Annotated in this window: 20 protein-coding genes; 14 read left to right on the forward strand and 6 right to left on the reverse strand. The window is 75.5% G+C overall.

The genetic code is table 11. The features are described 5' to 3' along the window. Window positions 1-59 precede the first annotated feature (59 nt). Window positions 60-1,064, reverse strand: a complete 1,005-nt coding sequence (locus tag ACQP6G_RS04910; protein WP_429763089.1) for a DMT family transporter — start codon at window positions 1,062-1,064, stop codon at window positions 60-62. Between the two features lie 51 nt (window positions 1,065-1,115). On the opposite strand from ACQP6G_RS04910, the gene ACQP6G_RS04915 reads away from it, so the two are divergent. Then, window positions 1,116-2,309, forward strand: coding sequence for a YibE/F family protein (locus tag ACQP6G_RS04915; RefSeq protein WP_429763090.1), 1,194 nt, complete (start codon window positions 1,116-1,118; stop codon window positions 2,307-2,309). On the opposite strand, the gene ACQP6G_RS04920 is transcribed toward ACQP6G_RS04915, so the two are convergent. Next, window positions 2,302-3,168 (reverse strand): MBL fold metallo-hydrolase, encoded by an 867-nt coding sequence (locus ACQP6G_RS04920; RefSeq protein ID WP_429763217.1) that lies wholly within the window; start codon window positions 3,166-3,168, stop codon window positions 2,302-2,304. The genes ACQP6G_RS04915 and ACQP6G_RS04920 overlap by 8 nt on opposite strands. Window positions 3,169-3,265: 97 nt before the next feature. Here ACQP6G_RS04920 and ACQP6G_RS04925 point away from each other — a divergent pair, with 97 nt between their 5' ends. The 3 genes from ACQP6G_RS04925 to ACQP6G_RS04935 all read left to right on the forward strand — a co-directional run bounded on the left by ACQP6G_RS04925 (window position 3,266) and on the right by ACQP6G_RS04935 (window position 6,430). After that, window positions 3,266-4,657 carry a sensor histidine kinase gene (locus ACQP6G_RS04925; RefSeq protein WP_429763091.1) on the forward strand — a complete coding sequence of 464 codons (1,392 nt, stop codon included), beginning with the start codon at window positions 3,266-3,268 and terminating at the stop codon, window positions 4,655-4,657. A gap of 68 nt (window positions 4,658-4,725) precedes the next feature. Continuing rightward, window positions 4,726-5,337: a response regulator gene (locus ACQP6G_RS04930; protein WP_429763218.1), complete on the forward strand. Its 612-nt coding sequence runs from the start codon at window positions 4,726-4,728 to the stop codon at window positions 5,335-5,337. A gap of 253 nt (window positions 5,338-5,590) precedes the next feature. Next, entirely contained in the window at window positions 5,591-6,430 is an 840-nt protein-coding gene (locus ACQP6G_RS04935; RefSeq protein WP_429763092.1) for a type IV toxin-antitoxin system AbiEi family antitoxin domain-containing protein, read from the forward strand. Between the two features lie 51 nt (window positions 6,431-6,481). Here the strand turns inward: ACQP6G_RS04935 and ACQP6G_RS04940 are convergent, their stop codons facing one another. Continuing rightward, window positions 6,482-6,862 (reverse strand): nitroreductase/quinone reductase family protein, encoded by a 381-nt coding sequence (locus ACQP6G_RS04940; RefSeq protein WP_429763093.1) that lies wholly within the window; start codon window positions 6,860-6,862, stop codon window positions 6,482-6,484. Between ACQP6G_RS04940 and ACQP6G_RS04945 the strand changes: the two genes are divergently transcribed. The 7 genes from ACQP6G_RS04945 (at window position 6,861) to ACQP6G_RS04975 (ending at window position 13,877) form a co-directional block, all read left to right on the forward strand. Continuing rightward, window positions 6,861-7,754, forward strand: a complete 894-nt coding sequence (locus ACQP6G_RS04945; RefSeq protein WP_429763094.1) for an ABC transporter ATP-binding protein — start codon at window positions 6,861-6,863, stop codon at window positions 7,752-7,754. The genes ACQP6G_RS04940 and ACQP6G_RS04945 overlap by 2 nt on opposite strands. Further along, window positions 7,751-9,010, forward strand: coding sequence for an ABC transporter permease (locus ACQP6G_RS04950; protein ID WP_429763095.1), 1,260 nt, complete (start codon window positions 7,751-7,753; stop codon window positions 9,008-9,010). The genes ACQP6G_RS04945 and ACQP6G_RS04950 overlap by 4 nt, the downstream gene beginning before the upstream one ends. Window positions 9,011-9,094: 84 nt before the next feature. Further along, complete coding sequence (locus tag ACQP6G_RS04955; RefSeq protein WP_429763096.1) at window positions 9,095-9,295, forward strand: DUF4177 domain-containing protein; 201 nt, start codon at window positions 9,095-9,097, stop codon at window positions 9,293-9,295. Window positions 9,296-9,401: 106 nt separating this feature from the next. After that, window positions 9,402-10,724: a cytochrome ubiquinol oxidase subunit I gene (locus ACQP6G_RS04960; RefSeq protein ID WP_429763097.1), complete on the forward strand. Its 1,323-nt coding sequence runs from the start codon at window positions 9,402-9,404 to the stop codon at window positions 10,722-10,724. Beyond that, a complete protein-coding gene (locus ACQP6G_RS04965; protein ID WP_429763098.1) occupies window positions 10,721-11,707 on the forward strand; it encodes a cytochrome d ubiquinol oxidase subunit II in 987 nt (328 codons plus the stop codon). The genes ACQP6G_RS04960 and ACQP6G_RS04965 overlap by 4 nt, the downstream gene beginning before the upstream one ends. Window positions 11,708-11,822: 115 nt before the next feature. Continuing rightward, complete coding sequence (locus ACQP6G_RS04970) at window positions 11,823-12,035, forward strand: hypothetical protein (protein WP_429763099.1); 213 nt, start codon at window positions 11,823-11,825, stop codon at window positions 12,033-12,035. A 78-nt stretch (window positions 12,036-12,113) separates the two neighbouring features. After that, on the forward strand, window positions 12,114-13,877 hold the full coding sequence (locus tag ACQP6G_RS04975; protein WP_429763100.1) for an outer membrane protein assembly factor BamB family protein: 1,764 nt from the start codon (window positions 12,114-12,116) through the stop codon (window positions 13,875-13,877). On the opposite strand, the gene ACQP6G_RS04980 is transcribed toward ACQP6G_RS04975, so the two are convergent. After that, window positions 13,848-14,561, reverse strand: a complete 714-nt coding sequence (locus ACQP6G_RS04980) for a PadR family transcriptional regulator (RefSeq protein ID WP_429763101.1) — start codon at window positions 14,559-14,561, stop codon at window positions 13,848-13,850. The genes ACQP6G_RS04975 and ACQP6G_RS04980 overlap by 30 nt on opposite strands. A 206-nt stretch (window positions 14,562-14,767) precedes the next feature. On the opposite strand from ACQP6G_RS04980, the gene ACQP6G_RS04985 reads away from it, so the two are divergent. Beyond that, the gene (locus ACQP6G_RS04985; protein WP_429763102.1) at window positions 14,768-16,684 is read left to right on the forward strand and encodes a cation:proton antiporter; all 1,917 of its coding nucleotides are present in this window, start codon (window positions 14,768-14,770) and stop codon (window positions 16,682-16,684) included. 18 nt (window positions 16,685-16,702) lie between these two features. Here the strand turns inward: ACQP6G_RS04985 and ACQP6G_RS04990 are convergent, their stop codons facing one another. Continuing rightward, window positions 16,703-17,512 carry an ABC transporter permease gene (locus tag ACQP6G_RS04990; RefSeq protein WP_429763103.1) on the reverse strand — a complete coding sequence of 270 codons (810 nt, stop codon included), beginning with the start codon at window positions 17,510-17,512 and terminating at the stop codon, window positions 16,703-16,705. After that, window positions 17,509-18,420: an ABC transporter ATP-binding protein gene (locus ACQP6G_RS04995; RefSeq protein ID WP_429763105.1), complete on the reverse strand. Its 912-nt coding sequence runs from the start codon at window positions 18,418-18,420 to the stop codon at window positions 17,509-17,511. Before ACQP6G_RS04995 ends, ACQP6G_RS04990 begins: the two co-directional genes overlap by 4 nt. Before the next feature lie 130 nt (window positions 18,421-18,550). Here ACQP6G_RS04995 and ACQP6G_RS05000 point away from each other — a divergent pair, with 130 nt between their 5' ends. Both ACQP6G_RS05000 and ACQP6G_RS05005 read left to right on the forward strand, forming a co-directional pair. Then, entirely contained in the window at window positions 18,551-19,795 is a 1,245-nt protein-coding gene (locus ACQP6G_RS05000) for a sensor histidine kinase (RefSeq protein WP_429763106.1), read from the forward strand. 24 nt (window positions 19,796-19,819) lie between these two features. Then, window positions 19,820-20,482, forward strand: coding sequence for a response regulator (locus ACQP6G_RS05005; protein ID WP_429763107.1), 663 nt, complete (start codon window positions 19,820-19,822; stop codon window positions 20,480-20,482). Window positions 20,483-20,525 lie beyond the last annotated feature (43 nt).

The following is a 20,525-nucleotide window of genomic DNA, read 5'->3' on the forward strand; positions in this document are numbered from 1 at the left end:
GACGCCGCCTCGACCGCCCGGTCGGGGCGGCGTGGTCGTGCCCGGGAGCGACCGGGAGGTCAGCGGTGGCGGCGCAGCGCGCCCTCGAGGAGGGGGACGGCGACGGCGACGAGGGTGAGCGCCGCGCCGGCGTAGGTCGCGGCGCCCGGCGGGGCGACGGCGGGGGAGACGACGTCGAGGACGAGCGCGCCGACCACCTGGCCGGCGATCATGCCGAGCCCGAGCAGCAGCACGCCGATGCGCTGCACGACCGCCGCCTGCAGGGCGATGAAGACGATGCCGAGCAGACCGCCGGAATAGAGCAGCAGGTCGGGGGGCAGCGAGCCGGTGGGGGCGCCGTCGACGGCGAGCGACACCCCGAACACCACGAGCAGCGCCGCCGTCCCGACGAGGAAGCTCACGAACGTCGCGGCCAGCACGCCGCCGTCGCGGCCGCCGCCGCCGGCAGGGCGCACGGCCGCGCGCACGCGGCCGTTGAGCGCCTGCTGGAACGACTGCAGCACGCCCGCCACGAGGGGGAACAGCGCCAGCCCGAGGGCGGCGGTCGCCGCGCCCGCGCCGGAGACCACGACGACGGCGACGACCGTGAGCACGGGGCCGAGGGCCCGGCCCACGGTCACCAGGCGCACGCCGCCCGGCGCGAGCCCGAGCCGGTCGATGACGAGGGAGCTCACCGACTGCCCGGCCACGAGCGCGATGGTGAACACGGCCACACCGAGCGCGTCGACCGTCAGCCCCTGCGACATCACGTAGAACGCGCCGCCGAGGCCGCCCAGGCACTCCCACCAGCGCAGGCCGCCCGAGGAGCCGCCGCGGCGCAGGCCGGCGCCGACCTGGCCGAGCGCCGACCGCCCGGCGCGGGAGAACGGGAGCGCGAGGGTGAGGAGCACCAGGCCCGAGCCGAACGACAGGGCGGCCGTGCCGAACGCCGTGCCCGTCTCGGTGGCGAGGGTGCCGTTGACGCGGCTCTGCAGCGCGGCGGCGAACCCCGCGACGATCGCGAGCGCCACCCCGACCGCCCGCCCGGTCCCGGGGCCTGCGGCGGGGTCGGGCGTCTGGTCCACCCCGGGAGTGTACGTCCGGGAAACCGGCGGGCCCCGTGTGAGGATCCGCCCATGACGGGAGCCCACGCACACGGCCACGCGCACGGCGGACCGGTGGCGCCGGCTCCACGACGCACCCGGCTCGTCATCGCCTGTCTCGTGCTGCCCGCGATCGTCGCGACGGCGCTCGGGATGTGGATGCTCTGGCCGAAGGCCGGCGAGGTGCCCGATCGCATCCCCGTGGTCGTGGACGGGAGCTCCTTCGTCGAGGTGACGGTGGCCGGGCCCCCGGGCGTGGACGAGTCGGGCGAGGTGACCCTGCCGATCGAGCTGCCCGACGGCGGCGCGTCACGCATGCAGGTCGACCCGCGGTTCGAGTTCGAGACCGGCGACGGCCTGGTGGCGCTGCACATCGGCGACCTCCAGGGGGAGATCGCCGCCCCCTACGTCTTCATGGAGCACCAGCGGGAGCTCCCGCTGGCGCTCCTCGCCGGGGCGTACGTGCTCGTCGTCCTCCTCGTGGCCCGGTGGCGGGGCCTCGCCGCGATCGCCGGGCTCGGTGTCGCGTTCGCGGTCTTCCTCGGGTTCACGTTCCCCGCCCTGCTCGCAGGCAAGGACGCGATGGCGGTCGCGCTGGTGACGTCGTCGGCGGTGATGCTCGTCGTGCTCTACCTCGCGCACGGGCTGACGACGCGGACGTCGGTGGCGCTGCTGGGCACGCTGGCCGGCCTGGCCCTCACGGCCGCGATCGGCACGTGGGCCACGTCCGCCTCGAAGATCACGGGCGCGACGTCGGAGACCGCGCAGATGCTGCCGTCCATGGCGGCCGGGGTGGACCTGCAGGGCATCGCGCTGTGCGGGCTCGTGCTGGCGGGCATGGGCGTGCTGAACGACGTCACGATCACGCAGGCGTCGGCCGTCTGGGAGCTGCGCGCGCTGGCGCCGCTGGCCTCGCGCCGGGCCCTGTTCGCGCGGGCGATGCGGATCGGTCGTGACCACATCGCGTCGACGGTGTACACGATCGCCTTCGCCTACGTGGGCGCCGCGCTGCCCCTGCTGCTCACGGTGTGGCTGCTGGACCAGTCGCCCGTGACCGCGCTCACCTCGGGGGAGATCGCGGAGGAGATCGTCCGCACGTTGGTCGGGTCGATCGGCCTCGTGCTCGCCATCCCGATCACGACGGCGATCGCGGCGGTCGTGGTGCCGGGACCGCCGGACGCCGCCCCGGTCCTGCCCCGGCACGAGCCCGCCGAGGCACTCACGTGAGGTGGTCGAAGTCGCCGCGCACCCAGGCCGCGTGCCGCTCGGCGGAGCGCAGCACGGCGTCGCGCGCGTCGGCCGGGATGACGCCGTCGAAGTTGTTGTAGAGGCGGTCGAAGGGCCGGCGGGCCACGTGCGCGGCGACGCGCGTCACGACCGCCGCGGACAGCGGGATGCGGTTGGGGTAGCTGCGCATGAAGCTCGCCGTGCGGTCCGGGTTCGCGAAGATCGTGTCGCCCGACAGCAGCACGCCCCGCCCGTCGGCGCCGGCCTCCCAGTGCACGACGGCAGAGCCCGGGAAATGCCCGCCGGGCTGGCTGAGCCACACACCGGGAAGGATCTCCCGCTCGCCCGCGGGTCCGGGGGCCCAGGTCTCGATCACCGGATCGGGGCGTGCGACCCAGCCGGCGTCGGCCTCGCTGACCAGGACCGGGACCTCGCGTCCCGTGACCGCGGTCAGCCGCCGTGACCACTCGACCTGGGCCCCGAACATGTGCGGGTGGCTCGCAGCGACCGCGACGACGCCGCCCTCGCCGGCCAGGCCGGCCACGGCGTCCACCGCCGCGTCGTCGACGAAGCCCAGCGGGTCCCACAGCAGCGCACCGGCCGACGTCAGCACCAGCTTCGACTGCTGCCCGATACCGACCCCCGGCGCGACCTCCAGGGCGACGAGCCCCGGTTCGAGCTCGCGCACGGACACCGCGCACCCCTCCGCGGCCAGCTCCTCGAGGGTGGTCCACGCCTGCCCCGACACCGGCACCCACTGGCGCTCGTCCGCGCAGATCGCGCACGTGTCGGGGCGCTCGGCGTGCTCGACCGCGCAGGTGCGGCACACGGAGACGGTGAGGGCAGCGGGGGGCGTCATGTCGATCCCGGTGATGGTGGTCACGTCGCCCATCCTGCCCCCGAACTCCGCCTCGTGGGGGAGGCGGGACCCCGGCCGGTCTTCCTACGCTGGGCGGATGCCGCAGCAACCTGCCGGGTGGACCGCCCGTCTCTCGGACTGGTGGGGGATCGACTCCGGGTGGGAGCGCGTGCCCGCCGACCCCGCCCGCGCCTACCGCCACGACCTGTGGCTCGGGGCCGTGTTCGTCGTCGTCTCCCTCGTGGGCGCCGAGCTCGCCCGCAGCATCGGGTACTTCGAGGACGAGACGGCCCCGACCTGGCTGCTCTACCTGCTCGCGGCCGTGGGCGCCGCGCCCCTCATGTGGCGGCGGCGGTTCCCGCTGGTCGTGCTCTCCGTGGTGTACCTGCACTTCCTCGTGGTGGGTCTGACCGTCCCCCTGGTGACGATCCTCGTGCCGCTCCAGGTCGTCTACTTCGTCGCCCTGTTCAGCGCGGTGGCGTGGGCGCGCGACCGGCAGGCGATGGTGCTCGTCGTGGGCGCCGCGCTGCTGGCGATGTTCGGGTGGCTGGCCTGGCAGTTCGCCGTCGGGGCGGGCATCGACGGCATCATCGAGTCGATGGGGCTGGCCGACGAGCAGCCCGGCCTGGTCGACCCCGGCGTCGCGTTCACCGCGTACAACCTGCTCATCAACGTCGCCTACTTCTACGGAGCGGTCGTGGCCGGCCAGCTCATGTGGCACGGCGCCCGCCGCCGCGAGCAGCTGGAGGCGCAGGCCGCGACGATCGAGCGTCAGACGGCGGAGCTCCAGCGGCAGGCCGTCGTCACCGAGCGGCTGCGCATCGCCCGCGAGCTGCACGACGTCGTCGCGCACCACGTGTCCGTCATCGGCATCCAGGCGGCCGCAGCCCGGCGGATGCTCGCGGGCGACCCGGCCGCCGCGGCCGAGCCGCTGGCCACGATCGAGGGCGAGTCGCGCGAGGCGGTGGCGCAGATGCGCGGGCTGCTCGGCACGCTGCGGGGGGTCGAGGACGTCGGCCCGGCCGGGACCGCGGCGGCCGGCGGGCGGGCGCCGGAGCCCGGGCTGGCCGACGTCCCGGCCCTCGCGGACGACGCCGGTCTCGACGTCGACGTGCGGGTGGTGGCCGAGCCGGGCGCCGTCGACGCCGTGCCCGCGCCGGTCGGCCTCAGCCTGTACCGCACCGCGCAGGAGGCGCTGAGCAACGTGCGCAAGCACTCCACGGCCCGGTCCGCGCGCGTCGTCGTGCGCGTGGACCGCCACCCGGCACGGCGCGACGACCCGTCCGCCGACCGGTTCCCGCACGGCTTCGCCGAGGTGGAGGTGCTCGACGACGGCCGCCCGCGCCCCGGCTCCACGGGCACCGGCCTCGGGCTGGTGGGCGTGCGCGAGCGCGTCGCGACGCACGGCGGCGTCGCCGACGTGGGGCCGCGTGCCACCGGCGGCTACCGTGTGCGGGTGCGCCTGCCCCTGCCCGAGGACCGCCCGTGACCAGCGCCGACGCGCCCGTGCGGGTGCTTCTGGTCGACGACCAGAAGCTGGTGCGCTCCGGCTTCGCGATGATCCTGTCCGTCGAGCCCGACGTCGAGGTCGTGGGCGAGGCCGCCGACGGCGCGCAGGCGGTGGAGCAGGTGCGGGCGCTGCGCCCCGACGTCGTGCTCATGGACGTGCAGATGCCGGTGATGGACGGCATCGAGGCCACCCGGCGCATCGTCGCCGACGACCTCGCCAAGGTCCTGGTGCTCACCACCTTCGACGACGACGCCTACGTGGACGACGCCCTGCGCGCCGGCGCGTCCGGCTTCCTGCTGAAGAACTCCGACGCCGACCGGCTCGTCGACGCCGTCCGCACCGTCGCCGCCGGGCACGCGCTACTCGCGCCGGAGGTCACCCGTCGGGTCATCGAGCGCATGGTCTCCGGGGAGCGGCCGCCGGCGGGCGCGCCGTCGGGCACCCAGCCGGCACCGTCCGACCCCCGGCTGCACCAGCTCACTCCGCGGGAGCGCGAGGTGCTGGTGCTCGTCGGCCAGGGGCTGTCGAACGCCGAGATCGCGGGCGAGCTGTTCCTCGGCGAGGCCACCGTCAAGACCCACGTCTCCAACGTGCTGGCCAAGCTGCACCTGCGCGACCGCGTGCAGGCCGTCGTCTACTACCACCGCGCGCTGACGTAGTACCTGGTGACGGTTCCCGGCGCGGCGCGGAACCGCCACCAGGTACTACCTCGAGGGCTGTGGACAACGCCGGCCGTCCGCCGTCCCGCTCGGCTTGGCTGCTGCCATGCCTCGTCGGATCGACGTCCCCTCGCCACTTGTCCGGCTCGCCGCCCACCAGGAAGGCCTGGCTTCCGTCACCCAGTGCCGTGATCACGGGCTGACGGGCCATCAGGTCGCCGCGCTCGTACGGCAGGGACGATGGCGGCGCGCCATGCTCGGCGTCCTCGACACCGGCATTCCCTCGGCGCGGGACGACGACCCGTACGACCGACGGCGGCGCCGGGGCGCGATCGTCGGCCCGCTCGCGTTCCCCGGCTCGGTGGCGACCGGCGTCGCCTCGCTCGTGCTGCAGGGCGCACAGGGCGCGCCGCGGCGGGTGCCGCCGGAGGTGACCTTCCCCGACGGCACGCCTCGTCGGAGCAGCAAGCCCGTCCGGATCCGACGGGAGCAGCTCCGCCGGTGGGTGGTCGTCGACGGCATCCCCTGCGTCCAGGCAGACCTCGCCCTGGCCCAGGCGGTCCCGGAGCTCGACCGCTGCGACGCCGTCGCCCTCATGGACTCGGTGCGGCATCGACGCCTCGTCACGGAGGCCGAGTTCCGACACGCCCGCGAGGCCGCCCGTGGCCGTCGTGGCGCCGCGCGCTCGAGGGCGTGGTGGGACGAGTCGGACGGGCGGGCGGAGTCGCCGATCGAGACCCGGGCGCGGCTGGCCTGCACGGACGCAGGCTTCCCGCCCGATGCGCTCCAGCTCGAGATCCACGACGAGCGCGGCCGGTTCCTGGCCCGCGCGGACCTGGCCTGGTTCCTGCCCGCCGGAGGGGTCGTGCCCGTGGAGCTCGACGGACGGGAGGAGCACTCCACCCCCGAGGCCGTGTTCCGCGACCGGACCCGGCAGAACGCCCTGGTCGCCCGCGGGGCCAGGATGCTGCGGTACACGGGACGGGACGTCATCGGGGGAGCTGTCGTCGCCGATGTCGGCCGCCTGCTCGATCGGGCGGGCTGGGCGCCGCGCCCCTGGCCTGCCGACACCCCGTTGGTGCTGTCGACGTAGTACCTGGTGACGGTTCCCGGCGCTGAACCGTCACCAGGTACTACGTCGACGTCAGGCGCGCGAGGTCAGCCGGATGACGGGCAGCTCGTGGTCGGGGTGTGCCGCGAGGTTGAGGTACCAGGCGGGGTTCGCCCCTGCGCCGGCGGCGGACGCGACGACGATCCAGCTCCCGTTGCCGCCGGGGAACCCGCCGACGGGGGCGGACCGCTCCTGGCCGGTTTTCCGGCCGACCGTCGTCAGGGCGAGGAGGTCGCCGGCGGACCGTGCGTCCGGCCGCACGGTGCCGGGGGCGGACGGCCGCCGGTACCGACCGGCGGCCACCGTGCCGCGACGAAGGTCGGGGGTGGCGCGGCTCCGCCGGCAGGGGGAGGCGCGGATCTCCGCCGCCGGGCGGATCCGCCGCGGGCTCGCGGTCCGTAACGTCGTCGTCATGGACAACGACTCCCTCGAGGTCCGGGGCCTGACCCGGACGTTCGGCGACCTCACGGCCGTCGACGACGTCTCGTTCGCGGCCCCGGCCGGGCTGCTCACCGGGTTCGTCGGCGGCAACGGCGCCGGCAAGACGACGACCATGCGCATGATCATGGGCGTCCTCGCGCCCACGGCCGGCGAGGTCCGGTTCGGCGGCGACCCGGTGACCCGCGCGGACCGCCGCGCGTTCGGGTACATGCCCGAGGAGCGCGGCCTCTACCCGAAGCAGCCGGTGCTCGACCAGCTCGTCTACCTGGCGCGGCTGCGCGGCATCGCGGCCCCGCGGGCCCGCGCCGAGGTGCTGGACATGCTCGACCGGCTCGGCCTCGCCGGCCGGTCCAAGGAGCACGTGGAGAAGCTGTCGCTCGGCAACCAGCAGCGCGTGCAGATCGTCGCCGCGCTGATGGGCACGCCGCGGCTCCTGGTGCTCGACGAGCCGTTCAGCGGCCTCGACCCGGCGGCCGTCGACGGCATGGTCGACCTGCTCGCCGAGCACACCGCCCGCGGCGTGCCGGTGCTGTTCAGCTCGCACCAGCTCGACCTGGTGGAGCGGCTGTGCGAGCGGCTCGTGATCCTCAAGTCCGGCCGCGTCATGGCCGACGGCGCGCCCGCCGACCTGCAGCGGACCGGCGCGCTGCGCCACCGGCTCGTCACGAGCGGCGACGCCGGCTGGGTGCGCGGCGTCCCCGGCGTGCACGCGGTCGACGTCGACGGGCCCGTCGCGCTGCTCGAGGTGGCCGACGACGCGTCCCTGCAGCGGCTGCTCGCCACCGGCCTCGAGCGCGGCGGCGTCCGCGAGCTCACCCCCGTCCGGCCCACGCTGGCCCAGATCTACCGCGAGGTGACGGCATGACCACCACGACCCCGACCCGCCCGGACACGCCGGGCACCCTCGACCGGACCGGCGAGGAGAGCACCCGCGGCGCATGGCTGGTCGTGATGAAGCGCGAGATCGTGGTGCGCGCCCTCAACAAGACGTTCCTCGTGGGGCTGCTCGTCTCGGTCGCGATCATCGCCGCGCTGGCCGGGTTCATGACCTGGCAGGGCAGCAAGACCGACAGCTTCACGGTAGCCGTCCCGGCGGGCGACGCCGCGGCGACGGCGGCGGTCGCGTCCGCGGCCGCGATCCCCGAGGAGCAGGGCGGCGGCGCCGAGCTCACGACCCTCGAGGTGCCCGACGACGCGGCCGCCCGCGAAGCGCTCGCCGACGGCGACGCGGACGGCTGGCTGCACCCTGCTGACGGGGGCGCGGACGGGGGCGCCGGCGGCTGGGTGCTCACCGGCGAGGCGGACCCCGACAGCACGCTCACCCGTCTGCTCACGGCGGGGGTGGCCGCGGAGACGCTCGACGCCAACGCGCAGGCCGCCGGCACCACGACCGCCGAGCTCACCGCCGGCGGCACCCTGACCACCGACCGGGTCGACGGCGACGCCGTGGACTCGCAGACGCTGTTCTTCGCGTCGTTCGCCCTCGCGCTGCTGTTCTTCATAGGGGCGCTCGGCTCCGGGCAGATGATCGCGGGCAGCGTGGTCGAGGAGAAGCAGTCGCGGCTGGTGGAGATCATGGCCACCGCCGTGCCGCTGCGGCACCTGCTGGCCGGGAAGATCCTGGGCAGCTCGGTCGTGGCGCTGGCGCAGAACGTGGTGTTCGCCGCCGTCGGCCTCGCGGCCCTGTCGTTCACGCCGACGGCGTCGATCCTGCCGTCGCTGTCGACGTCGCTCGTCTGGTTCGTGCTCTTCTTCGCGGTCGGCTTCCTCGGCCTCGCGGCCCTGTACGCGGTGGCGGGCGCGCTCGCGTCGCGCACCGAGGACCTGCAGCACACCACCACCCCGATGACGATGGCCATCATGGGCGTGTACTTCCTGACGTTCTCCGCCAGCGGCACCTTCGAGACGGTCCTGTCCTACGTCCCCGTGGCGAACGTCGTCTCGATGCCCGTGCGCGTGCTGTCCGGCGACGCCGCGTGGTGGGAGCCGATCGTCTCGCTGCTGATCCTCGCCGCCTTCGCCGTCGTGGCGCTGCTCGTGAGCGAGCGGGCCTACCGCGGCGCGCTGCTGCAGACCGGCGGACGCGTCGGCTGGCGGAGCGCCCTGACGGCGCGCGCCTGACCGGCAGCCCGCACGGACCGCGATTCCCGTCCACGGGCACCGTCCACGAACTCCGTCCACGAACACCGACGAGGGAGCCCGGCCATGACCGCACCGACCACCGCGTGGGAGCACAAGGTGCTCACCTACAAGCTCGCGATGCGCGGGTTCGACTACGCCCAGATGGAGCGCGATCTCAACGACCTCGGCCGCGAGGGCTGGGAGGCGGTGGGCACGCTGTCGCCGAGCTACGGCGCCGGCCAGGCCATCGAGGTCGTGGTCGTCGTCAAGCGCCCCGCCGCCTGAGGTCGGCCGTGGGGGTAGGGGAGTCCCCCGAAATCGCTCAGGGTTGTCCCCCGAAGGTCCCGAAAACCCTGGGATCGCGGGGCTCGGGCGCCCTAGCGTCAGCCGCATGACCGCCGTCGACGCCGCCCGCCTGCAGTTCGCGCTGCTCGCCGGGACCCACTTCCTCTTCGTCCTGGTGACGCTGGGGCTCGGGCCCGTCGTGGCGATCCTGCAGACCCGATGGGCGGCCGCCCGCGACGCCGGCCGGGCGGCGACGCTCGAGACCGCCACCCGCTTCTGGGGGCAGCTCTACCTCGTCAACTACGCGCTGGGCATCGCCGCCGGCATCGTCATGGAGCTGCAGCTCGGACTCCACTTCCCGGGCCTGCTCGACGTCGCCGGCGGCGTGTTCGGCGCCCCGCTGGTGATCGAGACGATGGCGGCGTTCTTCCTGGAGTCCACGTTCCTCGGGCTGTGGGTGTTCGGGTGGCACGTGCTGCCGCGCTGGGCGCACACGGCGGCGTTCTGGGCGGTGGTGGTCACCGGCTACCTGTCGGCGTTCACCGTGATGGTGGCGAACGGCTTCCTGCGGAACCCGGTCGGTGTCGAGATGGTGGACGGCGTCGCCCGCGTCACCGACGCCGCGGCCCTGGTCACCAACCCCGCAGCGCTGCTGTCCGCGCTGCACGTCGTGGGCGCCTGCCTCATGGCGGGCGCGTTCCTGCTGGTGGGCGTCAGCGCCTGGCACCTGCGCCGGGCGCCGTCGCGGCTGCCCGGGGTGATCGCCGCGGGCCTGCCGGGCGCCGTCATGTCGCCGGAGAACGACGTGTGGCGGCGCTCGATGCGGATCGGGCTGGTCGCGGGCACCGTCGGCGCGTTCGTCGCGACCTCCTTCGGGTACGCGCAGTTCACCTACCTGCAGGACCTGCCCGGCGGCGACCCGCCGGTCGTGGGCATCGCCTACGGCGTGATGCAGGGCGTCGCCGGCCTGGCGTTCGTCGTCGGGTGCGTGCTGCTGCTCCTGCTGCCCGGCAACGTGCTGTTCCGCCTCTGGCGGCCGCTGCGCACCGGCCTCTACGCCACGCTCACCGCGCTGCTGCCCGTGCCGTTCCTCACCGCGCTGCTCGGGTGGGCGGCCCGCGAGATCGGCCGCCAGCCGTGGGCGATCGCGGGCGTGCTGCGCACCGAGGACGCCGTCTCCGGCGCGTCCGCGGGCGCGGTGATCGCGTCCCTCGTCGTCCTCGTCGGCGTGATGGTCACCCTCGCCGTCGTCGACTGGTCGGTGATGGCGCGCCTCGCCCGCCGCGGCACGACGCGGCTCGCTCTCGGCGCCCCGCCCGCCCAGGTGCTGCACGACGCCGACACCGACGACGACGGCGACGGGCGCGACGACGGCGGCACCCGGCGCGAGGACCGCGCCGAGCTCCTCACCTTCGGAGGCACCCGATGAACGTCCTCGGCTGGGGCCTGCTGCTCTCCGTCCTGCTCGCGGGGTGGGCCGCGCTCGACGGCGCCGTCCAGGGCGGTGTGCCGCTGGTGCGCGCGCTCGGCGGCCGCGACGACGCGCGCCGTCGCACGGTGCTGGCCACGGTCGCGCCGTTCCTCCTGCTGGGGGAGGTGTGGCTGGTCGCGGCGGCGGGCGTGCTGCTCGCCGCCTTCGGCCACGTCGAGGCGACGCTCTGGGCGGCCGGGTACCCGTTCGTGGTGGCGCTGCTGGTGGCCTGGGTGGTGCGCGACGCCGCGCTCTGGCTGCGCAGCCGCCTGCCGTCGCCGGGCTGGCGCCGGGGGTGGGACGCCGTCGGGCAGGCGGCGAGCCTCGCGCTCCCGGCGGCGTTCGGTGCCCTGGCCGGCGTCGCGTGGGTGCGGTTCTCCGTGGTCGGGCCGCAGGCCGACGGCGGCTCCGGCGCGGCGCAGGCGCTCGCGCTCGGGCTTCCGGTCGTCACGGCGGGGCTCGCCGTGGCGACGGCGCGGGTGCACGGCGGACTGGTGGTCGCCGCGCGGGCGCCCGAGGCGATCGCGCGGGAGGCCCGGCGGCGTGTCCGCCGCGCCCTCGTGCCGGCCGCCGCGCTCGCCACGCTCGGCGCGCTCGGCGCGCTCGCCGTCGCGGCGCTCGGGACGGCGTCGGCGCTGGTCGCCGCCGTCCTGCTCGTCGCCGTCGCGGGGGTGGCGCTCGCGGCCCGGTTCGACCTGGACCGCGGTGTGCACCGCACCGGCGTCGTGCGCGTCTCCGGCCCGCTGCTCGCCGTCGTGCCGGTGGCCGCGACCGCCGCCGTCGTCGGGCCCGCGGTGCTCGCTCTCGCCGCGCCCGCCGCGGTGCTGCACGCCCTGACCTGGCCCGTGCTGGGCGCGTTCGCCGCCGTCCTGGCGGCGCAGGCGGTGAGCTGGCGGGTGCTGGTGCGCCCCCTCGGGCGGCGCACCGCCGTCTTCCTCTGAGCGCTCCGCCGTCCCGGGTCCTGACGCGGTCGTGACGCCCGGGCAACACCGCGGAAACGGGCGCCGCGCAGCATGGGGACGAGCGGCCGCCCGGGCCGCGCGAAGGAGGTCTCCCATGGCTGCCACGATGCCCGTCCCGACCCCCGTCCCCGCCCCGTCGCGGGCGGTCCTGCCCTCGCCGCACTCGGCGACCGCCCCCGGGGCGGGGCGTCGCGCCAACCCCGGCGACCGGCTCACGGTCGACCCCGACGACCGCCGCCGGCGCGCCCGCACCGCGCTGCTGGAGCTCGCCGTCGCGCGCTCCGTGGAGCGCCGCCGAGCGCTCTGAGGGGCGGTACGAGCGGGCCCTGAACATCCGCGGCGCGCACGGGTCGCCGGGCACGCGGGCCAGGCTTAGGTTCGAGAGGTGGCCCGACGACGCGGCGCCCGCCCGGACGCCTACACGTTCGACCTCGACGCGGACGGCGCGGCGCCCGACGACGTCGAGGATCCCGCGGACGCGCCGGTCGTCCGCGCCACCCGGAGCGCCGGGTCCCGCGGTCCCCTCCTCATCGACCTCGACCCCGACGACGTCGACGACGGCCCGGACGGGTTCCCGCCGCCGTCGGGCGCCGGGCCCGAGCCGCTGACGTGGCGCCGCGCGCTGGACCGCGCGCGCGACGCCCTGCGCGGCCGCCGGCTGGTGGCCGCGGTGGTCGTGGTCGCGGCGGCGCTCACGGCGGTGGTCGTCGACACGGTGGGCGACCGCGGGCGCATCGCCGCCCTGCGCGCCGCGCCCGGCGGGGTGCTGGACCTGAGCGCCCAGCCGCACGAGGTGTGGCGGGTCGAGGCGGAGGGCAGCGTGCCCGGCGGGCTCATGGCGGTGGCCGGCGGGCTGGTGGTGGCGCAACGCCAGGACACGCTCCTCGGCCTGGACGTCGAGACCGGCGAGCGGCGCTGGCAGGTGGCGCTCCCGGCCGGCGCGAGCTCGTGCGGCCCGGGGATGCAGGTGTGGTCGGGCGGCGTCCAGGCGGACACCGCGGACCGGATCGTGTGCGTGACGGCGAGGCCCTCCGACGGCGGCGCCTCGGAGGGCGACAGGGTGCGGCGCAGCACGGTGACCGTGGTCGCCGCCGACGGCACCGTGGAGGGCACGCGGGAGGTGGAGGGCTCCCCGGCCGAGCTCTACCCCGGCGGCGACGGATCGCTGGTCTCCGTCGAGTGGGTGGGCGAGGCGTCGCCCGTGGACCCGCGGGTCGCGGACGACGTCGTGGCCGGCGTCGCGGACGCGGGGGCCATCTCGGACGGCTACGACCTGCGGGTCCGGGTCGAGGACGCGGTCACGGGCGACCGCCGGTGGCAGCAGACGGTCCCGTTCGACGGCGCGGTGGACCCGTCGTTGTGCGTGCGGTGGTCGGACGACGGCACGACGTCGGGGGTGGACCTGCGCGGCGGCGTCCAGACGGTGGTCACCGACCGCCTGCTGTGGCTCGGCGGGTGCGGCATCGACGCGTGGTTCACGCCGGACGGCGGTCGCCTGGACCGCCCGGCCGACCCGGGGACGTTCGAGGGGTTCTCCGTGGAGCCGCTGACCGGCGGCGGCTACGCGGTGCGCACGGACGCCGACGACCTCAGCGCCGAGGATCCCACAGCCACCGACCGCATCCTGCGCGACGACGGCACCGAGGTGCGCGAGGTGCGCGGGCGGTACCTCGTGCCGCTCAGCACGGACGGGGGCGGGGACGGCGTGCACCTCGCGCGGCGCGGCGCCGCGACCGTGGCGACGTCCGACGACGGGACCGAGCTGTGGCGCACCGACGTGCGCAGCACCAGCGTGCTGGTGCGGACCGCTCAGGTGGCCGTGGTGGTGGACGAGGGCCGGCGCGTGCACGGCGTGGACCTCGGCACGGGGGACGTGCTGTGGGTGCGCCCCGACCTGGTGGAGGGGCTCGACGCGATGGGGGCGTACGGGCCGCGGTTCGTCGACGCGGCGTTCACCGACGGTCGGCTGGCCGCGTTCGTGGTGCCGGACTACGCCCGAGGCGACGTCGTGCACTGGGTAGCGCTCGACGCCGCCTCGGGTCGTCAGCTGTGGCAGGTCGAGCTCGGCGGCGACGGCTGGGGGGTCCAGCTCGCGGTCGCCGGCCGGCTCGTCCGCTGGTCACCGACCGAGATCGTCGGCCTCGGCTGACGGGTCGTCGGTGTCGTCCGCGTCGGCGTCGGGGGCGACGTCGTCCGCGAGCACGAGGTAGACCTCGCGCCGCGCCTTGTCGAGCACCGCGGCCGCGGCCTCGGCCTGCGCGCGCGTGCCCGCTCGGGCGACCTGCTCGACGGCGCCGCCCAGGGCGCGCATCGCGTGGTGCAGCTCGTGCCCCTGGCGCCGCGGGTCCTCCGCGACCTTCTGCCACGGGGTGCCGAGCTCGTCGCGGTGCTCCTCGACGTACGCGCGGCCGGAGTCGGTGAGCGACGCGAGGCGGCGTCCGCCGTCGTCGGCCACCGTGACGAGGCCCTCGTCCTGGAGCTGGGAGATGGCCGGGTAGACGGCGCCCGGGCTGGGGCGCCAGCGGCCGTCGGTGCGCTCGGCGAGCTCGGTGATCACCTGGTAGCCGTGCATCGGCTGCTCGGCGAGGAGCAGCAGCAGGGCGGCGCGGATCTCTCCGCGACCGGCGCGGCGGCCGCCGCCCCGGTGGCCGCGCGGTCCGAAGCCGGGGCCGAAGCCCGGGCCCGGAGGGAACCCGGGGCCGAAGCCGCCGGGGAAGTCGCCTCGCCGGCGGCGGTCGCCGCGCGGGCCGGGCTGACGGTCGAAGGGGTGCCGGTCGAAGGACCGGGGGTCGTAGGTGCGGGGGTCGAAAGACGTGTCTCGGGGGGTACGCATGAGCGGTGTCCTCACTGGTTCGGGATGGATGGTCGGTGTCGCCCGGGGAGCGCCGGCGGCGCCTCGACCTCGGGCGGCGACGTATCTAAGATAGGACGCGATATATCGTTACCGCAAGTCCCGACGAGGTGTGACGTGGGTCACTCCGATACCGGATCGGAGACGGGCCCAGGAGAACGCGCGGAGGTGCGCCTACGTTGTTCGGCATGGAAGTCCTGCTCTTCGGCGTGCTCGCAGCGGTCGTCGTCATCGCCGTCACCGCGCTCGCCCCCCGGGCCGGGGTCGCCGCACCGCTGGCACTGGTGCTGATCGGTGTCGCCGTGAGCTTCCTTCCCGTCGTCCCGGCCATCCCGATCAACCCCGAGGTCATCCTCGTCGGCGTGCTGCCCGCGCTGCTCTACGCCTCGGCGGCCTCGTTCCCCTCGATGGACTTCCGGCGCGACTTCACGGCGATCGGCGGGATGGCCGTGCTGCTCGTCGTCATCACCGCGGTGCTGCTCGGGTTCGTGTTCTCGTGGGTCATCCCCGGCATCGACCTCGCCGCGGGGATCGCGCTGGGCGCCATCGTCAGCCCCACGGACGCGGTCGCGACGTCGATCATCAAGAAGCTCGGGGCGCCGCAGCGCGTCGTCGTGATGCTGGAGGGCGAGGGGCTGCTCAACGACGCGACGTCCCTGGTGCTGCTGCGGTCCGCGATCGCCGCGACGGCCGCCAGCGTCAGCCTGTGGGGGGTGGTCGGAAGCTTCTTCAAGGCCGTGCTGCTCGCCGTCCTCATCGGCGTGGTCGTCGGTCGCCTCGGCCTGTGGGTGCGCGAGCACCTGCGGCACGCCGCGCTGTCCACCGCGGTGTCGTTCGTCGTGCCGTTCGTGGCGTACCTGCCCGCCGAGGAGCTGGACGCCTCCGGCATCGTCGCCGCCGTCGCGGCCGGCCTCGTCACCAGCACGCTCTCGGCGCGCCACCTCAGTCCCCAGGACCGGGTGGCCGAGCGGATGAACTGGCGCACCATCGAGACCCTGCTCGAGGGCGGGCTGTTCCTCGCCATGGGCCTGGAGGTGTTCGGCCTCGTCCAGGACGTCCGCGAGGCGCACGGGTCGCTGTGGACGGCGGTCGGCGTCGCGGCGCTCGCGGCGGTCGTCGTCATCGCGCTGCGCGCGCTGTTCGTGCTGCCGCTGCTGCGCTACCTCGCGGCTCGCCGACGGCGCGCGGAGCAGGTCCGCGAGACGCTCGACCGGATGGAGCAGCGGGTCTCCGCGAAGCTCGACGAGTTCACCGACCCGCGCGGGATCATCACGCCCGACGCCGCGAAGGCGCTCTCGGCCGTGTGGACGCAGGGCGACCAGCGCGTCTGGGAGGCCGGCAACCCCCGCCGCCAGGTCCGGCGGGTGCAGCGCCGCGTGCAGCTCGAGGCCGCGAAGCGGCGGGCCGCGGCCTCGGGCGGGCTGTCCGACGACCAGAAGGAGCGGATCCGGCAGCGCCGCATGGATCGGATCGCCGAGTTCCGCCGCCGGTTCACGCGCCGGATCGCCGACGTCGACTACCTGCTCGCCGCCCCGCTCGGGCCGAAGGAGGGCGTGGTCATCGTGTGGGCCGGCATGCGCGGCGTCGTGACGCTCGCGGCGGCGCAGACCCTGCCCAGGGAGGACTTCCCGCAGCGGTCCCTGCTGGTCCTCATCGCGTTCGGGGTCGCGGCCGGCACCCTGCTGGTGCAGGGCGGCACGCTGCCGTGGGTGGTGCGGAGGCTCGGGCTGGCCGGGGTCACGTCGTCGCGGTTCGACGAGGGGACCCAGGGGTTGCGCGAGATCGTCGACGGCACCGCCCGGGACATGCTCGACGACCCCGGGCTGCGCCGCAAGGACGGCACCCCCTACGCCCCGTACGTCGTGGAGCGCGTGCGGACCGTCGTCGTGCGCGAGCAGGCCGACCAGGACGAGGAGGAGGCGACGCCCGAGGAGCTGTCGGCCCAGTTCTTCGAGCTGCGCCTCGCGACCATCGCCGCGCAGCGCAAGGCCCTGCTCGAGGCCCGAGCCGTGGGGACCTACGACTCGGACCTGCTGAGCAGGGCCCTGGACCAGCTCGACGCCGACCAGATCGCCGTCGAGATGCGCGGGCACCTCGACGGCTGATCCGGCCGGCTGATCAGGTCAGGACGACGAGATCTCGCTGCGCGCCGTCCGCCACAGGCCGCCGGCCAGCGGTGCGACCACCCAGATGAGTGTCGCGGTGGCGAGCTGGGCCCAGCCCTGGCCGTCGAGCGCGCCGCCGAAGAGCAGCGGCTCGCCCGCGGTGCCGAGGTCGATCCAGGGCAGGACGTCGGCCATGCCCGGCACGAGACCGCCCACGAGGCCGAACAGCGTCGGCGCGAGCAGCAGCGTGACGATCGCGGCCGGCGTGCTGCGCAGCAGCAGGCCGAAGCCCACGCCCTGCGCCATGAACAGCACGACGGAGAGCGCCAGGTAGAGCACGGCCCGCAGGGAGACGTCCCAGGCAGGGTCGGCGTCGCGGAAGGCGACGACGAGCAGGTGCGCGAGGGCGGCCAGGCCCACGGTGAGCACGAGGAGCGCGAGACCGGAGCCGATCGCGCCGACCACCTTGGCCAGCCCGACGCGCGTGCGGCGGGGTTCGAGCGTGAACGTCACCAGGGCGGTCCGCTGGGACCACTCGGACGTCGCGGCGAGCACGCCCACGATGGGCAGCAGCATCGCCATCGGCGTCGTCGTGCCGACGACGAACGCGCTGAACGAGTGGTTGCCGCCGTTGACCGCCATCATCACGGCGAGCACCGCCGCGGTGATGATCGCGATGACGGCCAGCATCCAGCGGCCTGCGCGGGTGTCGAGCTGCTTGCGCCACTCGACGAGAGTGAGGGTCGCGAAGGACACGGGGCGCAGGTCGGCGCCCGGGCGGTTCGTGCGGCTCGCGCCGGCGGCGCGGGTCGGGGTCGCGGTGGTCATGCCGACACCTCCATGCGGGTCTGCTCGCGGGCGTCGTCGGCGGTGAGCTCGAGGAAGAGGTCCTCGAGGCCGCGGGAGTCGGCGGCGCGCAGCTCGGCGAGCACGACGCCCGCCGCGGCGGCCGCGCGGCCGACGTCGATGGGCTCGGCCTCGACCGACAGCCCGCCGGTCGCCAGCTCCTCCACGCCGGCGCCGCCCTGGCGCAGCGCGAGGGCGAGCGCGGCGTCGTCGGTGGAGCGGACGAACGCGCCGGCCTGCCGGAGCAGGTCGTCCTTGTGGCCCTCGGCGACGACGCGGCCGCGGCCGATGACGACGATCCGGTCGGCGACCGCCTCCATCTCGCGCAGCAGGTGCGACGAGAGCAGCACGGTGCCGCCCCGGGAGGCGAAGTCGTCCAGCAGGTCGCGCATCCAGCGGATGCCGGCGGGGTCGAGGCCGTTGGCCGGCTCGTCGAGGATCAGCACCTCGGGGTCGCCGAGCAGCGCGGACGCGAGCCCGAGCCGCTGCCGCATGCCGAGGGAGTACTGGCCCACGCGGCGGGCCGCCTCGCGGTCGGTGAGCCCCACCAGGTCGAGCGTGGTGTCGATGCGGCGGCGGTCGACGCCGGTCATGAGGGCGGCGAGGGTGAGCACCTCGCGCCCGGTGCGGCCGGAGTGCTGGGCGCCGGCGTCGAGCAGCACGCCCACGCGTCGGCCGGGGTTGGCGAGCGCCGTGAACGGCTTGCCGAGCACGCGGGCGGAGCCCGACGTGGCCGGCGTGAGGCCGCAGATCATGCGCATCGTCGTGGACTTGCCGGCGCCGTTGGGGCCGAGGAAGCCGGTCACGTGGCCGGGCTCGACGGTGAACGACACGTCGTCCACGGCCACGGCCGGCCCGTATCTCTTGGTGAGGTGCTCCACGGTGATCATGGCTCCACCCTGCCCGGGCGCGGGCGGGCGCCGCGTCCGGCGAGGGGATGGTTCGTGTCCTCCTTCCGGAGGATGCGGCACCTCCGGCCGGCGGATGCCCGCGGTGCCGCTGCTGCCTAGGCTCGACGTCGTGCCGACCGCCCCTGCCCGTCCGTCCCGAGCCCGCCGGGTGTGGGGCGAGACGTGGCGCGTGCTGGTCGCCCTCCTCACCGGCCTGACGGTGATGGTCCTCGTGGCCTGGGAGGTGGACACCGGCCAGCGGCAGATGACCGACGGGCAGTGGGCGCTGGACTTCCTCGTGGGGCTGGTCGGGCTGGGGCTGCTGCTCCTGCGCCGCAAGGCCCCCCTGACGATCGCGCTGGTGCTGTGCGTCGGGGCGACGGTCTCGTCCCTGGTGGTCGGCGCCGAGACCATCGCGGTGATCTCCCTGGCCACGACGCGGCGGTGGTGGAAGATCGCCGTCGTCGGGGTGGTGTTCGTGGCCGCGGGACGGGTGCACAGCACGCTGCACCCGTACGTCACCCCGGAGTCCTACGACCGGTGGATCGAGCTCGTCGGCGGCGCGGTGATGTATGCCCTGTTCGTGTGGATCGGCGCGTACATCGGCCTGCGCCGGGAGCACCTCGCGTCGCTGCAGGAGCGGGCCGAGACGGCCGAGCGGGAGCAGGTGAGCCGGGTGGCGCAGGCACGCACGGCGGAGCGGACGCGCATCGCCCGCGAGATGCACGACGTGCTGGCGCACCGGATCTCGCTCGTCGCGATGCACGCGGGGGCGTTGGCCTACCGCACCGACCTGCCGCCGGAGAAGGTCGCGGAGACCGCCGGCGTCGTGCGGGACAACGCGCACGCCGCGCTGACCGAGCTGCGGGAGGTGCTGGGTGTGCTGCGCGACCCGCTCGCCGGGGACGGGGAGGGCGGCGTGCCGCCGGAGCCCCCGCAGCCGTCGGTGGCGAACCTCGCCGAGCTGTTCGCCGAGGCCCGCGCGAACGGGGCCGACGTGCGGGTGGAGGGGATCGAGGACCTGGCCGAGCGGGCCGCGGGGCTCGGCGAGGCGGTCAGCCGGCACGCGTACCGGATCGTCCAGGAGGGGCTGACGAACGCGCGCAAGCACGCTCCGTGGGCGCCCGTGGCCGTCGCCGTCACGGGCGCGCCGGGCGAGGGGCTGACGATCGTCGTGCGCAACCCGGTCCGCAGCGTCGGGCCCGTGCCCGAGGCGTCCGTTCCCCCGCCGTCGGGCCTCGGCCTGGTGGGGCTCACGGAGCGCGTGGAGCTCGTCGGCGGACGCCTGTCGTACGGCACGACGGCGGACCCGGCGTCGCGCGACGGGCGCGCCGCGGCGTTCGTGCTGGAGGCCTGGCTACCGTGGGCGGCATGAGGTGGGCGGCATGAGGTGGGCGGCATGAGCGGGGCGACGCGTGTGGTGCTGGTCGACGACGACGCGCTGGTGCGCTCCGGGCTCACGCTCATCCTGGGCGGCGACGCGGACCTGGAGGTCGTCGCGACGGCGTCGGACGGGCTCGAGGCGCTGGACGTCGTGGCGCGCGAGCGGCCCGACGTCGTCCTCATGGACATCCGCATGCCCCGCCTGGACGGCATCGAGGCGACGCGGCGGCTCCGGTCGGTGCCCGACGCGCGGGTCATCGTGCTCACCACGTTCGACGCGGACGACATGATCGTCGAGGCCCTCCGCGCGGGCGCGGCCGGGTTCCTGCTCAAGGACACCCCGCCGGACCGCCTGGTCGCGGCCGTCCGGGCGGCCGCGGCGGGGGAGCCGACCCTGTCGCCGCGCGTCGCGGAACAGCTCATCGCGCGGGTCACCGACCGGTCCGCCCCCGACGGCCGGAGGGCCGCCGCCGCGCGGCTGGAGACGCTGACCGAGCGCGAGCGCGACGTCGCCCTCGCCGTCGCGCGCGGGCTGTCCAACGCCGAGATCGCCGCCGCGCTCTACATGAGCGTCCCGACGGTGAAGACGCACGTGTCGCGCATCCTCACCAAGCTGGACGCCGCCAACCGCGTGCAGGCCGCCATCGTCGTGCACGACGCCGGGCTCGCCACCGGCTGAGCGGCTCCCGCCCGATCTCGTCGAGCGACCACGGCACCCGGCC

Origin of the sequence: Isoptericola nanjingensis (assembly GCF_050311635.1) — a bacterium.
In the GTDB taxonomy this organism is placed as follows: Bacteria; Actinomycetota; Actinomycetes; order Actinomycetales; family Cellulomonadaceae; genus Isoptericola; species Isoptericola nanjingensis.